Below are 13,078 nucleotides of genomic sequence, written 5' to 3'. Positions count from 1 at the left end.
GCCGCGCGGCGGTGAACCGCCGCCGACGCTCGGCGCGTGATCGTGCTGAGGGAAGGAAGTGCCGTGACGTCGATCACCGTGCAGCGCACCGGCTTCGGGATCGTCGTCGCCGAGAGCGACGACGCGGAGGCCACGGCGGTCCTCGAGGGCCTGCCGCCGTTGCGCGCCGCCCGGTACCTCACCGCGACGCCCGCGTTGCGCGATGCGCTGCGCAGCGCCGACGCCGAGGTCGTCGACGCCGTGCTGCCGCACCTCGACGGCGAGGTCGTGGTGCCCGAGGCGGGCCTCGCGAAGCGCGGCGACGACGGCGAGGCCGAGAGCACGCGCCTCGCGCAGGCGCTCGGCGTCTCGGTCGTCGCGCCCGAGGGGCGCATCGTGCGCTGCGAGGGCACGCTGTTCTCGGTCGGCGGCGGCGACGGATGGATCGCGCAGAGCCCGTTGGGCGGTCGCGTGCGCGCCGGGCGACGCTACCCCGCGCCCGCCTGGCAGTCGCAGCTGCCCGAGTCGCTGCGCGGCGCCGCCCACATCCCGGCCGGCCTGTGGATCACGGCAGGCACCGCGCCCAGGCACGCCATGCGGCTCGCGGGCATCGCGGTGCGCGAGCGGCAGCTGCTCGTCGTCGCGGGCAGCCCCTCAGAGCCCGCGCCCACCGAGGAGCGTCTGCTCGCGGTGCTGCGATCCCTGCCCGTCGAGACGCGCTCGGCGGTCGTGCTGGCGGGCTTCGGCCAAGGCAGCCTGCCGCTCGACGTCGTGCGGTCGCTCGCGGCCGCGCTCGACCAGCCGCTGCGCGTCGCGCACGGCGTCGAGCTCGACGGCGCCCCCGTGCGCATCGACGGCGACGAGGATGCGCTGCCGACGACGCTCGCCCTCGAGAGCGTGTGCGCCCCCGACGGCACCGTGACGCTCGAGCGGTGGGCGCCGCCGCCCGGGCTCGTCGCCGCGAACGCCGTCGAGTACCGCCTCGGCGAGACCCCCACGACCAGGCGGCGCGCGGGCGACCGGTGGGTCGTGCACGTCGTCTCCGCCGGCCTCGTCGTGCGCCCCGCCGGGCAGCCGCTCGTCGACCATGCGGCGCTCGAGGCGCCCGCAGCGTCGCTCGGCATCTTCGTGCAGTGCGATGGCGCGCAGCAGCCCGCGGCGCTGCCCGCGCTGCTCGCGCCGCTGCGCGAGCGGCTCGAGCAGCGCAGCGCCGTGACGATCCATCCCGTCGACGGCGCCGCGAGGCGCGTGGTGCGCGACGCGTACCCGGGCGAGTGGGCGCCGACCGAGTCGCTCGCGATCACGGCCGACGGGCGCATCGTCGCCGCCGCGGCCGACGCGAGCGGCGACACCGACGTGCCGGTCGCGCCTGCCGCGACGACGGAGGCCGTCGCCGAGGGGACGCCCGCCACCGAGGTCGAGGCCGTCGAGCTCGCGACGATCGCCGTCGCCGTCGCGGTCGCGTCGCTGCGTGCCGAGCAGCCGGATGCCGCAGCGGCCGACGACGTCGCGCCTGCACAGCCGGAGCGCACGGTGCAGCCGGAGCGCACGCGGGCGCAGCGCCGTAGCGACGCGACCGAGCAGCCCTCGCGCACCCCCGTCCGTGCGGCAGCGGTGCCCGCATCGCTCGCGCCCGCGACCGTGGACGCCGTCATCGGCGGCGACGACGACGCCCCGGCGCCCGAGGAGAGCGCAGGCGCCGCGTCGCGACGCGCACGCGACGCCCACGTCACGAACGTGCCGACCGTCGACACGGCGGCGGCCGCCTGGTACGCGGCCGCCGTGCGGCGCCCGACCCCGGCCGAGGCATCCGACGACGCGGCGCTGCCCTCGGACGCGCAGCAGACGCCCGCTCCCGCTGCCGCGCCGGCACCCGCACCGACCATCGCGCCCGAGGCGGCAGCTCCTGCGGCGCCGCGGGCGCGACCGGCCGCGCCCAAGGAGGCCGAGCCCGCCGCTGCCGCGGCCGCTGCGGCCGGCGCCCCCGCAGCGCCGACGCGGGCCGCCGCCGGCGCAGCGAACGACGCGCTCTCGCGGGCGCTGCAGGGATCGGCCGCGACACGACTGCTCGGCGGCGGCACCCGCGGCGCGACGGCGCGACCGACGACCGAGGTCGGCGAGCAGCGCGAGGCCGCGCCCGAGCGCGTCGCGGCACCGGCGCCCGCCCAGCCGGCGGCGACGCCCGCCCTCGCAGCGCAGGTCGAGCCCGTCGTCGCGACGGCCGCCGTCGCGCCCGAGCCCGCGCAGGCACCGGCTCCGGCCCCGGCGCCGCGCCCCACCGCATCCGCCATCGACGTGCCGCTCGGCGTGCGCTCGACGGCCGACCAGCGCCATCGCGTGCGCTCGGCGCTCGGCTCCCGGTACGACGTCGCGAGCCGCACCGTCGCGCAGCTGCTCGCGCAGCAGCCCGGCATGCGCGTCGCGACCGACCGCTCCGCGATGCTCACGGGCCTCTCGCTCGTGCGGGTGTTCGCGACGGAGCCGCACGCCGAGTACGACCTCGACTTCCACACGTGCCTCGCCGAGGGGCTCGCGATGCTGCCGACGGCGCGCTCGGTCGTGGTGCGCGGCATCCCCGCGGGCGTCGACGCCACGCCCGGCTCGCTCCTGCGGCTGCGCACGCCGCTCGTCGCCGCCGCGGCCGACGGTCCCGCGACCGGCCCGTCGGAGGCGCTCATCTGGACCACGAGCGGACGCCGCCTCGACCGCGTGCTGCACGGCACGCCGGGCGCCGCCGACGTCGTGCTGCCCGCCGGCGTGCGGCTGCGCGTGCTCGGCAGCGCCGAGGGTCCGTCGCCGCGACTGCTGCTCGCCGAGGAGAGCGCGGATGCCGAGCAGGCGCTCGCGCGACTGCAGGCGGCAGCGGAGGCTCGCGGCGAGGTCGGCACGCATGCCATCGATCGCTGGTTCGGCGACCTTCCCCTGGCGGCCTGAGGTGGATCGCATGACGCACGAGCTCCCCGCATCCCAGCAGCACGACGAGCCGATGCCGTCGCAGGTCGAGCCCGACGTGCCGGATGCGCCGGTCGAGGCCGCGGCACCCGACGCGGCGACCGCCGCACCCGCGGCTCCCGCATCCGCGACGCCGACGGCGGCGAGCGGCGCGCACCGCATCCGCACCCTGCTGCGCGACGTGGCCGGCCGCCTCTCGACGCGGCGTCGCATGCCGCCGCCGTGCGTCGCCCGCGTCTTCGACGGGCAGCGCGACGGGAAGCCGTGGTTCGCGGCCGACCACCCCGTCATCGTCGACCAGCGCGAGCGCGAGGAGCTGCTCGCGCTGCTGCGCTCCGGCTCGATCGTCGTGCGCGCCTCGCAGCCGCTGCGCGACGACCTCGGCGACGTCGACGCCGCCGTGCCCGCCGACCTGCGATCCGACGGCGCCTGGATCTGGAGCGACGCCGTCGCCTACTACCTCGAGCACCACTGGATCGCGCCCGACCCCGAGCTCGTCGCCCACCTGCGGGCGGCGGGGCCGGCGGCGCCGATCGACGCGGAGACCTGGCGGCGCGTGTCGGCCGCCATCCGCCCCGACGCCTGGGAGGGCACGACATGGCCACTCGACTGATCGCCCCCGAGCGCGCGGTGCTCACGGTCGCCGCCGACAACCCCGACTGCCACCAGTCCATCGCGTCGGCGCTCGCCGCCGCGAACGACGGCGACGTCATCTCGATCCGTCCCGGCCTCTACCGGGAGTCGCTCACGATCGACCGCGTCGTCTCGCTCTCGGGCGTCGGCGACGCCGGGGAGGTGCGCATCGAGAGCGGCACGGGCCCCGCGATCCGCGGCGCCGCCGTCGAGGTGCGCGTCTCGGGCGTCACGATCGCGCGCGCGGGCGGCGACGTGGCCGTCGACGTCGAGTCGGGGGCGCTGTCGCTCGACGACTGCACCGTCGAGGCGTCGACGGAGGTCGCGCTCGTCGTGCGCGCCGAGGCGCAGCTGTCGATGCACGACACGAACGTCATGAACGACGCCGGCGCCGGCGTGCTCGTGTACGAGGGCGGCAAGACCGAGATCGTCGGCGGACGCCTGCACGACATCGCCACGACGGCGCTCGTCGTGCGCGGCCCGAGCTCGGCGCACCTCACCGACGCGGCCGTCGACACCGTGCAGGGCGGCCTGCTCGTGGCCGACGGCGGGCAGCTGACGCTCGTGCGCGGCACGATCGGCTCGGTCGAGAACGCCGCCGTCACCGTCGAGGGCGGCGCGAGCCTCGACGCCACCGGCACGCTCATCGCCGACGGCGAGGGCATCGGCCTGCTCGTCACGACCGGCGCATCCGCGACGCTGCGCGACGTCGCGATGCAGCGCCTCGGCGGCCAGGGCGTCGTCGGCATGGCGGATGCGGTCGTCGAGCTGTCGCGCGTGCGCATCGACGACGGCGCGACGCACGCGCTGCACCTCATCGAGCGCGCCCGGCTCACGGCCGAGGCGTGCGAGCTGCGCGGCGCCGGCCACGACGCCATCGTCGTCGCGGGCACGGCGTCGCTCACGCTCCTCGACTCCACGATCGAGCGCGCCGCGGGCACGGGGGTCACGGCATCCGACGACGCGACGGCGTCGCTCAGGAACGTGCGCATCGTCGACGCCGACGGCGAGGGCGCCGTCGCGCGCGACGCGTCGCGGCTCGTGCTCGAGGGCGGCTCGGTGCGCGGCTCGAGCGTCGGCGTCGACTGGCAGGACTCCGCGACGGGTGCGCTGCGACGCACGCGCATGGTCGACGTCGCCGACGAGGTGCGCATCGGGCCCGACGCCGAGGTCGAGGTCGAGCAGCCCCAGGATGTCGACGACGACGACGCGCAGGACGGCGCACCCGCCCGCCCGCGCGGCGAGGAGGCTCCGGGCGAGGCGCCCGAGCGCCCCGGGCAGGACGAGCTCGAGCGCCTGCTCGCCGAGCTCGACGAGCTCGTCGGCCTCGACAGCGTCAAGCGCCAGGTCGAGACGCTCGTGCGCATGCACCAGATGGCCGAGCGCCGCGCCGAGGCGGGACTGCCGTCGCCGCCCGTGTCGCGCCACCTCGTGTTCGCGGGCTCGCCCGGTACCGGCAAGACGACCGTCGCGCGCCTGTACGGCCGCATCCTCGCCGCCCTCGGCGTCGTGCGCACCGGCCAGCTCGTGGAGGTCGCGCGCCCCGACCTCGTCGCCGCCGTCATCGGTGGCACGGCCATCAAGACCTCCGAGCAGTTCGGCAAGGCGCTCGGCGGCGTGCTGTTCATCGACGAGGCGTACGCGCTGTCGAAGGACGGCGGCTCGAGCAACGACTTCGGCGGCGAGGCGATCGACACGCTCGTGAAGCTCATGGAGGACCACCGCGACGACGTCGTCGTGATCGTCGCCGGCTACACGAACGACATGCGTACGTTCATGGCCGCGAACCCCGGCCTGTCGTCGCGCTTCTCGCGCACGATCGAGTTCGCCGACTACTCGTCGGCCGAGATGGTCACGATCGTCGAGAACCTCTGCCGCGGCAACCACTACAGCCTCGAGTTCGAGACGCGCGCTGCGCTGCACGACTACTTCACGAAGCTGCCGCGCGACGAGACGTTCGGCAACGGCCGCACGGCGCGCAAGGTGTTCGAGGAGATGCTCGGCAGGCAGGCGTACCGGCTCGGCAACGCCGCCGAGGTCGACTCGCTCACCCTCACGCGCCTCGTGCCCGACGACCTCGGACCGCTGCCCGGCTCGTCGATCGGCGCCGGCGTCGGCCGCGTCGACGAGGAGCGCGTCGAGCAGCTGCTCGGCACCCTGCGCGAGCTCGTGGGCCTCGACGGCGTGAAGGAGGAGGTGCAGGGCATGGTCGACCTGCTCACCTCCGCGCGCCGCAGGCAGGCGGCGGGGCTGCCCGCGCCATCCCTCAGCAGGCACCTGATCTTCGCGGGCCCTCCCGGCACCGGCAAGACGACCGTCGCGCGCCTCTACGGGTCGCTGCTCACGGCGCTCGGCGTGCTCGCGCAGGGCCAGGTCACCGAGGTGTCGCGCGCCGACCTCGTCGGCGAGTACGTGGGCCACACGGCCAGGCGCACGACCGAGGCGTTCGACCGCGCTCGCGGCGGCGTGCTGTTCATCGACGAGGCGTACACGCTCGCCTCGGGCGGCGGCAACGGCGCCGACTTCGGCAAGGAGTCGGTCGACACGCTCGTGAAGCTCATGGAGGACCACCGCGACGAGGTCGTGGTCATCGCGGCCGGCTACGAGCGCGAGATGGACCAGTTCCTCGCCACGAACCCGGGCCTCGACTCGCGCTTCTCGCACCGCGTGCGGTTCGCGAACTACACGCCCGACGAGCTCGTGACGATCGTGAACCAGCACGCGACGAGCTCGGGCTACGAGTGCACGGGCTCGACCGTCGCGGCGCTGCGCGGCCACTTCACGTCGGTCGACCGCACGGCGTCGTTCGGCAACGGCCGCTACGCGCGCCAGGTGATGGATGCGGCGATCGCGAACCACGCACGCCGCACCCGTACGATCGAGGACCCCACGATGGACGACCTCGTGCTGCTGCTGCCCGAGGACGTGCCGTCGCCGGACGCGATCGGCGCGTGAGCCGCTGATCGCTGCCGTCGCGGCGGAGCGCCCCAGCAGCTGGTCGAGGGGGCCCCGAGCGCAGCGAGGAGCCGTCACGAGACCACGCGACGCACCCGCTCGACGCGACCAGGCGCGCGGCTGGGCAGGAGCGGCGGTCGCGTGGTCTCGTGACGCGTGCTCGCCTGGCGGCTCGCGCGCTCCTCGACCAGCTGGTGGGGGAGCGGCGACCCCCCGCACACGACGATGCCCGCCAGGCGCACCTGGCGGGCATCCGTCGAGCGAGTCGCGTCAGGCAGCCAGCGCCGCCCCGCCCTGCGTGCGCATGGTGCGCAGCGCGTGGAACACGCGGCTCTTCACGGTGCCCACGGGCACGCCGAGCCGCGCGGCGGCCGCGGCGGCGGTCTGGTCGCTGAGGTACACCTCGGCGAGGGTCGAGCGGTGGATGGGCGAGACGTGCGCGAGCAGCTCGGTCACGAGCACGCGGTCCTCGACCTCGCGGGCAGGGTCGTCGAGCGACGCGGCGCGCTCCTCGTCGAACTCGGTCCAGGCGATCTCGGTCGGGCGCGAGCGGCGGGCGCGGTGCTGGTCCATGGCGATGTTGTGGGCGACGCGCGTGAGCCAGCCGCGCACGGATCCCTGCTGCTCGGTGAGCCGGTCGAGGTGCTTCCAGGCGCGCAGCATGGTCTCCTGCGCGACGTCCTCGGCGGCGGCGACGTCGCCGCTCATGAGCCGCGTGGCGTAGCGCACGAGCCCCGGTCGGTGCGTGGCGACGAGTGCGTCGAACGCCCTCGTGTCCTCGGTGGTGGTCCTGCGGGGTGCTGCGGCGATGGCCATGAGCGCGTCCTTCCCGTCGGTCGACGTCTCTCTCGATCGTCCGACCGCGCGAAGGCGGTGTCTCTGGGCTCATCCCCCCGCTCGGGCTGTCATCCCGACGCCGCGGGTAGGGGTGTCCCTACCTGCCCGTCATGGCCCGCAGCGCACCGCCGCAGGGTCGGCGCCCGCGAGGTTCTCCCAGCGGATCTCGCGGAACGTCATGTCGACGTCGCCCGAGCCGAGGGCGAGGAAGGGGGTGTCGACGGCCTCGGGCAGCAGGCCCGACGCCGTGAAGCACTCGACGGGGATGATGACGTGCACCGTCTCGCCCTGGCCGATGCCGGCGACCACGCTCGTCATGTCGACGGAGCCGCCGCACGGGTAGCCGCAGTGCGTGGCGATCTCGAGGTGCTCGGCGGTGCCGGCGTTGATCGTGACGTCGAACACGAGCGCGCCGTCGTCGTCGGCGATCTCGCTGAGGTCGAGGGGCTCGCCGAGCGTCTGCGCGTAGAGCTGGGCGGGGCCGCCGCTCGTCCACTGCGCCCGCAGGCCGCCGTCGGACTGCGTGAGGGTGAGGTTCGGGCGGATGGCCTCGCCGTCGAGCAGGGGCGTGAGGCCCCACGCGCCCGACGGGTCGGCCGACTGGATGAACCAGTCGAGCCCAGCCGTCGAGCTGCCGCCGGTGAAGACGGGCGACGCGACGGTCGCCTCCGTCTCGTCCTGCGCGCTCGCGGGCACGGGCGCCGCCGTGGCGGTGAGGGTGGGCGGCACGCTCGGCTCGGCGCCGGCCTGCTCGCTCGACTGCGGCTGCGCGTTGGCGTCGGGCGTCGCGGCGTCGAGGCCGCCCGCGCGGCCCAGCATGGCGCCGACGACGATCGCGCCGGCGATGAGCGCGGCGACCGCGACGCCGGCGACGAGCGCGTATCCGCGGTGGATGCGCGGGCGCCACGGCCCGCGCGCAGCCGCCGGGGCCGTGGGCGCCGAGGTCGGCACGGTGATCGACGACGTGAACGTGGGCGCCGCGACGGGCGCGACCTCGCCGTCGCCGGCGAGCGCCTGCGCCGCGATCGTGCGCGCCCGCTCGGCCGCGCCGAGCGCGACGGTGAACTTGGGGTGGTGCGTCGCGGCGACGGGCCTGCCGATGCTCGCGACCTCCTCGGCCACGAGCGGGATGCGCGACGAGCCGCCCGCGAGGATCACGGTCGAGACGGCATCCGCGTCGATGCCTGCCGAGTGGATCGTGCGCAGCAGTGCGGCGACCGCGAGGCCCACGGCGGGGCGGATGGCGCGCTCGAGGTCGGCGCGCATGATGGTGATCGGATGGTCGGCGCCGTCGAGCGGCAGGCGCACGACCGTCTCCTCGCGCACCGACAGCGCCTCCTTGGCGAGCGTGCACGCCTCGTCGATCGCGGCGAGCGTCGCCGCCTCGTCGGGCTTCGCGGCGTCGAGCGCCGAGATGCGTCCGCCGACGCGCTGGTCGAGCAGGCCGCGCACGGCGTCGTCGAAGTCGTCGCCGCCGAGGTGCTCCACGCCCTCGGGGCTGCCGAGCACCTCGAGGCCCTCCGCGCCCATCCGCAGCACGGTCGCGTCGAACGTGCGGCCGCCGAGGTCGAAGACGGCGACGATCGCGCCGTCGTCGAGGGGCCGCTCGCGCGACACCGACGTCGCGGTCGCGACGGGCTCGGTGACGATCTCGTCGATCGCGACGCCCGAGAGCTCGGCGATCTGCGCGAACTGCTCGCGTCGGTAGGGGCCCCACGCGGCCGGGCACGTGAGCACGACGTGCGCGGGCGCCTCGCCCTGCAGCTCGGTGATCTGCGTCACGACGTCGCGCAGCTGCGCGGCCATGAGCGCCTCGGGTGCGAAGCCCACGCCGCCGACGATGATCGGCGTCGGGTCGCCGAGGCGGCGCTTGAACCCGCGCACGAGCCTCGTCTCGTCGCCGTCGCCGTCGGCGGCGTCGAGCGCTGCCTGGCCGGTGAGGATCGTGCCATCGGCGGAGCAGAAGGCGACCGACGGCTCCGTGAGCACCGGCGACAGCTGGGCGGCGCGCGTGCCCAGGTCGTCGCCGATCGCGACCGCGAGGGAGGTCGTGCCGAGGTCTACGCCGATGGAATATCGCATGGGTCCCACGGAGCAGACGATAGACGACCGATGTGACGCGGGTGTGGCGTCTCTCCCGAGGCAGGGTCCCCATAGGCTGAACTTCGGGCCCGTGGCCGCGGGCATGCGAGGGCTGCGGAGGGGGCTGCGATGCGGGTCGCGATCGCCGACGACGGCACGCTCTTCCGCGAGGGCCTCGTCATGCTGCTCGACGCCGCCGGCCACGAGGTCGTGGCGGCGCTCGACGACGGCGACCAGCTGCTCGCGATGCTCGGCGAGCACGACGTCGACATCGCCGTGCTCGACATCCGCATGCCGCCCGGCGACGAGGGCGGGCTGTCGACGGCCGCGCGGATCCGCGCCCAGCACCCGCAGATCGGGCTGCTGCTGCTGTCGCACTACGCCGAGTCGCACTACCTGCGCACGATGCTGTCGATCGGCACCGAGGGCATCGGCTACCGCCTCAAGGAGCGCATCGCGAGCGTGCAGATGCTCAACGACACCCTCGAGCGCATCCTCGCCCGCGAGATCGTCATCGAGCCGGTGCTCGCGTCGCGGCTCGTCGAGATCGGCGAGCACCGCGACGGCGCGATCGGCGCCCTCGGCGAGCGCGAGCTCGACGTGCTGCGACTCATGGCGGAGGGCCGGGCGAATCGTTCGATCGCCGAGGAGCTCTTCGTGTCGGTGAAGGCCGTCGAGAAGCATGTCGCGTCGCTGTTCGTGAAGCTCGGCATCCCCGAGGACGCGACGATGCACCACCGCAGGGTGCTCGCCGTGCTCAGCTACCTGCAGGCGCAGAAGGTCGACGGCTCGGGCCGATGACGGCGCAGGCAGCCCCGCGCGACGTCGTCGAGGTGCTCGCGACGACCCCGCGCGAGGCGCTGGCGCTCGCGCTGCTCGAGAACCTCGCGCGCGGGCTGACGGTGCGCGGGGCCGTGGCACCGCAGCTGCGGCTGCTGCGCCGCTTCGCCGACGGTCACCACCAGCAGATCGCCGCGTGGATCGAGGAGGGCGCGGTCCCGTCGCACGCCGAGCCCGACCGGCATCTCGTGCCCGGCGTCGGCGTGCTCGAGATCCGGCCCGCCCCCGACCTCGCGGCCGCGCGTCGTCGCCGCCTCGTCGACGAGACGTGCGCGTGGCTCGGCGCCACCGTGCGCGCCGCCCGCAGCATGCGCACGCTCGATCGCGCACGACGCGACGCGCTGCAGCGCGAGACGGATGCGGAGCGCGCGCAGGTGCGCGCCGCGCGCGTGCGCGAGGGCGAGCGCATCCGCCTCGTCGAGACCATCACGACGGCGACGGTGCACGACCTCGCCGGTCTGCGCGAGATGCTCGCCGCTCCGGCCGACTCGCTCGAGTGGCCTGCCATCCACGCGTTCGCCGACCGGCTGATCGACGACCTGCGCGACGCCGTGCGCGGCGTGTTCCCTGCGATGCTGCCCGATCGCGGCGTCGAGGAGACGCTGCGCGAGCTCGCCGCGGCGCTGCCGGTGCCCGTCGACGTCGTCGGCGACCTGGGCCGCCGCGCGGGCTGGGACATCGAGTCGGGCTTCTACCACGCGGTCGCGGGCACGCTCACGGCCATCGCGCGCACCGGCGCCTCCGCGACCGTGGCGCTGCACCACGGGGCCGCGCTCGTCGCGACGGTCGCGAGCACGACGCCGCTCGATGGCCCTGCCGTCGCGCGCCTGCTCGTCGCCGACGCCGAGCGCATCGCGTCGCTCGGCGGCGAGCTCGTCGCCCGCGTGCGCGAGGGAGACGCCGGCGTCGAGGTCACCGTGACGATGCCCGACCGCGGCGAGGTGACGTCGCTGCCGATCGGCAACCGGCAGATCGCCGCGCGGCCCGTGCACGGCAGGGTCGCGACGCTCGTCGAGGTCGCGGCGCTCGGCGACGACGAGCGCGAGGCGTGCCGCGACGCGCTCGTCGCGCCGATCGTGCTGCTCGTCGTGCAGGGGCCGCTGCCCGCGCCGATGCCCGGCGTGCAGACGGTGCTGTGCGATGCGGCGCCCGACGTGGCGCTCGCCGACGAGATCCGCGCGCGCGACGGCCGCTGGGGCGCGATCGACGCCGTGGTGTGCGCGCTCGCGCCGCGACCGGGATTCGCCGCTCGGCTGCGACCGGGGCAGCTGCTGTTCCGCGACGGCATCGCGCCCGCCGAGGCCGTCGCCGAGCTCGCGGCCCGCGCGCCCGTGCTCGCCGCGCGTCGCGTGCTCGAACGACTCGCGGAGCACGCCGCCGACGACGACGCCGTCGACCTGCGGTGGCAGATCGACGAGGTGCGCGCCGGCGCGCACGAGCTCGTCGAGGACGTGCTGCTCGACGAGATCGCGCGCGGCGAGGCGCCCGCGGTGGTCGACGCATCCGCCGCCCGGCTCGCAGGAGCCGAGGGCGGCGAGCTGCACACGCGGCTCGGCCTGCCGGTCGACGCCGAGCAGGAGCGCGTGCGCGCCGCGGCGCTCGCGGCCGTGGAGCACTGGCAGCGCGTCGCCGCGCGGCCGGGACTCGGCAGCGCGGGTCGCAGGGCCGTCGAGGTGCTCGAGCGCAGCGCCGTCGGCCTGCTGGTGCGCTGAGGCTCGCGGCTCAGTACGGCACGGATGCGGTGACGGTCGTGCCCGCGCCGGGCGCCGACCGCACCTCGAGCGTGCCGTCGATCGCCTCGATCCGATCCGCGAGGTACGACAGGCCGCCAACGTCGTCGCCGACGACGAAGCCGGGGCCGTCGTCGCGCACCTCGACGAGCGCCCGCTCGGCGTCGAGCCGCGCCTCGACGACGATCGTCGCGCCGGGCGCGTGCTTGTGCGCGTTGCTCACGGCCTCGAGCGCCAGGTAGTACAGCGCCGACTCGACCGCGGGCATGAGCCGGGGGATGTCGGCCTGCACGATGACGTCGGTCGCCTCGAGCGCACGCAGCGCGCCGTGCAGGCCCGTGCTCGCGAGCGACTTCGGCAGCACGCCGCGCGCCGTCGAGATGAGCAGCTCCTCGGCGGCGTCGAGCTGCGCGCCGAGCGCCGCGATGCGCGCCTCGGCGTCGGGCTGGTCGCGCCGGTGGTCGGCGAGCGCGAGCGCCATGCGCAACGCCACGAGGTGGTGCTGGGCGCCGTCGTGCAGGTCGCGCTCGAGGCGCCGACGCTCGTGCTCCATGTCGGCGGATGCGCGCCACCGCACGTCGTCGATGCGGCCCGCGGCCTCCTGCTGCCTGCGCCGCGCATGCCACGTGGCGTCCTCGGCCGCGTACGGCGTGAGCAGCAGCAGCAGCGGCTGCCACGCCTCGGGCGACGGCATGACGTGCGCGGGCGCGACGGTCGCGACGACGTCGGGGCTCGTGCCGAGCACGAGCGTCGCCTCCTGCGCGTGCGCCGGGGCATCGTGCGCGCTCCAGCTGAGCGCCTTCGTGCCGAGGCGCAGCTCGCACCGGTCGGCGCCGATCGCCTCGCCCACGATGCCGACGAGCGTCGACGGTGGCGGAGGCGTCTCGGATGCGACGAGCGCCGCCGTGAGGGCAGCCCCCACCCGGTCGACGACGCGCATGCGGCGACGCTAGCAGCCGCCCTTCCTCCAGCTGGTCGAGGAGCGCGCGAGCCCCTGGGCGAGCCCGCGTCACGAGACCACGCGACTCGCCGCTCCCGCCCAGCCATGCGCATGGTCGCGTCGAGCGCGC

General features: G+C 75.8%; 8 protein-coding genes. 5 read left to right on the top strand and 3 right to left on the bottom strand.

What is annotated here, in order from left to right:
• Positions 1 to 63 precede the first annotated feature (63 nt).
• From BLQ67_RS05465 to BLQ67_RS05455, 3 genes are read left to right on the top strand one after another with little or no spacing between them, the layout of a single operon-like run.
• Positions 64 to 2,913 carry a hypothetical protein gene (locus BLQ67_RS05465; RefSeq protein ID WP_092503175.1) on the top strand — a complete coding sequence of 950 codons (2,850 nt, stop codon included), beginning with the start codon at positions 64 to 66 and terminating at the stop codon, positions 2,911 to 2,913.
• 10 nt (positions 2,914 to 2,923) lie between these two features.
• Entirely contained in the window at positions 2,924 to 3,544 is a 621-nt protein-coding gene (locus BLQ67_RS05460; RefSeq protein WP_157674682.1) for a hypothetical protein, read from the top strand.
• The gene (locus BLQ67_RS05455; RefSeq protein WP_092503171.1) at positions 3,529 to 6,519 is read left to right on the top strand and encodes an AAA family ATPase; all 2,991 of its coding nucleotides are present in this window, start codon (positions 3,529 to 3,531) and stop codon (positions 6,517 to 6,519) included. Before BLQ67_RS05460 ends, BLQ67_RS05455 begins: the two co-directional genes overlap by 16 nt.
• 270 nt (positions 6,520 to 6,789) lie before the next feature.
• Here BLQ67_RS05455 and BLQ67_RS05450 read toward each other — a convergent pair whose 3' ends face one another.
• A complete protein-coding gene (locus tag BLQ67_RS05450; RefSeq protein ID WP_092503168.1) occupies positions 6,790 to 7,335 on the bottom strand; it encodes a sigma-70 family RNA polymerase sigma factor in 546 nt (181 codons plus the stop codon).
• Between the two features lie 129 nt (positions 7,336 to 7,464).
• On the bottom strand, positions 7,465 to 9,438 hold the full coding sequence (locus BLQ67_RS05445; RefSeq protein WP_157674681.1) for an Hsp70 family protein: 1,974 nt from the start codon (positions 9,436 to 9,438) through the stop codon (positions 7,465 to 7,467).
• Between the two features lie 129 nt (positions 9,439 to 9,567).
• Here BLQ67_RS05445 and BLQ67_RS05440 point away from each other — a divergent pair, with 129 nt between their 5' ends.
• Positions 9,568 to 10,239 carry a response regulator transcription factor gene (locus tag BLQ67_RS05440; RefSeq protein WP_092503164.1) on the top strand — a complete coding sequence of 224 codons (672 nt, stop codon included), beginning with the start codon at positions 9,568 to 9,570 and terminating at the stop codon, positions 10,237 to 10,239.
• A complete protein-coding gene (locus tag BLQ67_RS05435) occupies positions 10,236 to 11,990 on the top strand; it encodes a hypothetical protein (protein WP_092503162.1) in 1,755 nt (584 codons plus the stop codon). Before BLQ67_RS05440 ends, BLQ67_RS05435 begins: the two co-directional genes overlap by 4 nt.
• A gap of 10 nt (positions 11,991 to 12,000) precedes the next feature.
• On the opposite strand, the gene BLQ67_RS05430 is transcribed toward BLQ67_RS05435, so the two are convergent.
• Positions 12,001 to 12,948 (bottom strand): sensor histidine kinase, encoded by a 948-nt coding sequence (locus tag BLQ67_RS05430; protein WP_092503160.1) that lies wholly within the window; start codon positions 12,946 to 12,948, stop codon positions 12,001 to 12,003.
• Between the last annotated feature and the right edge of the window lie 130 nt (positions 12,949 to 13,078).

The sequence above is a fragment of the Agrococcus jejuensis genome (assembly GCF_900099705.1).
In the GTDB taxonomy this organism is placed as follows: domain Bacteria; phylum Actinomycetota; class Actinomycetes; order Actinomycetales; family Microbacteriaceae; genus Agrococcus; species Agrococcus jejuensis.
The sequence above is the reverse complement of the archived record's forward strand: the minus strand, read 5'-3'. Positions and strand labels throughout refer to the sequence as shown.

Excerpts from the sequence above, each read along its gene's own strand:
- BLQ67_RS05460 (WP_157674682.1), top strand. The coding sequence starts at position 2,924 with ATGACGCACGAGCTCCCCGCATCCCAGCAGCACGACGAGCCGATGCCG.
- BLQ67_RS05455 (WP_092503171.1), top strand. The coding sequence starts at position 3,529 with ATGGCCACTCGACTGATCGCCCCCGAGCGCGCGGTGCTCACGGTCGCC.
- BLQ67_RS05450 (WP_092503168.1), bottom strand. The coding sequence starts at position 7,335 with ATGGCCATCGCCGCAGCACCCCGCAGGACCACCACCGAGGACACGAGG.
- BLQ67_RS05445 (WP_157674681.1), bottom strand. The coding sequence starts at position 9,438 with ATGCGATATTCCATCGGCGTAGACCTCGGCACGACCTCCCTCGCGGTC.
- BLQ67_RS05440 (WP_092503164.1), top strand. The coding sequence starts at position 9,568 with ATGCGGGTCGCGATCGCCGACGACGGCACGCTCTTCCGCGAGGGCCTC.
- BLQ67_RS05435 (WP_092503162.1), top strand. The coding sequence starts at position 10,236 with ATGACGGCGCAGGCAGCCCCGCGCGACGTCGTCGAGGTGCTCGCGACG.
- BLQ67_RS05430 (WP_092503160.1), bottom strand. The coding sequence starts at position 12,948 with ATGCGCGTCGTCGACCGGGTGGGGGCTGCCCTCACGGCGGCGCTCGTC.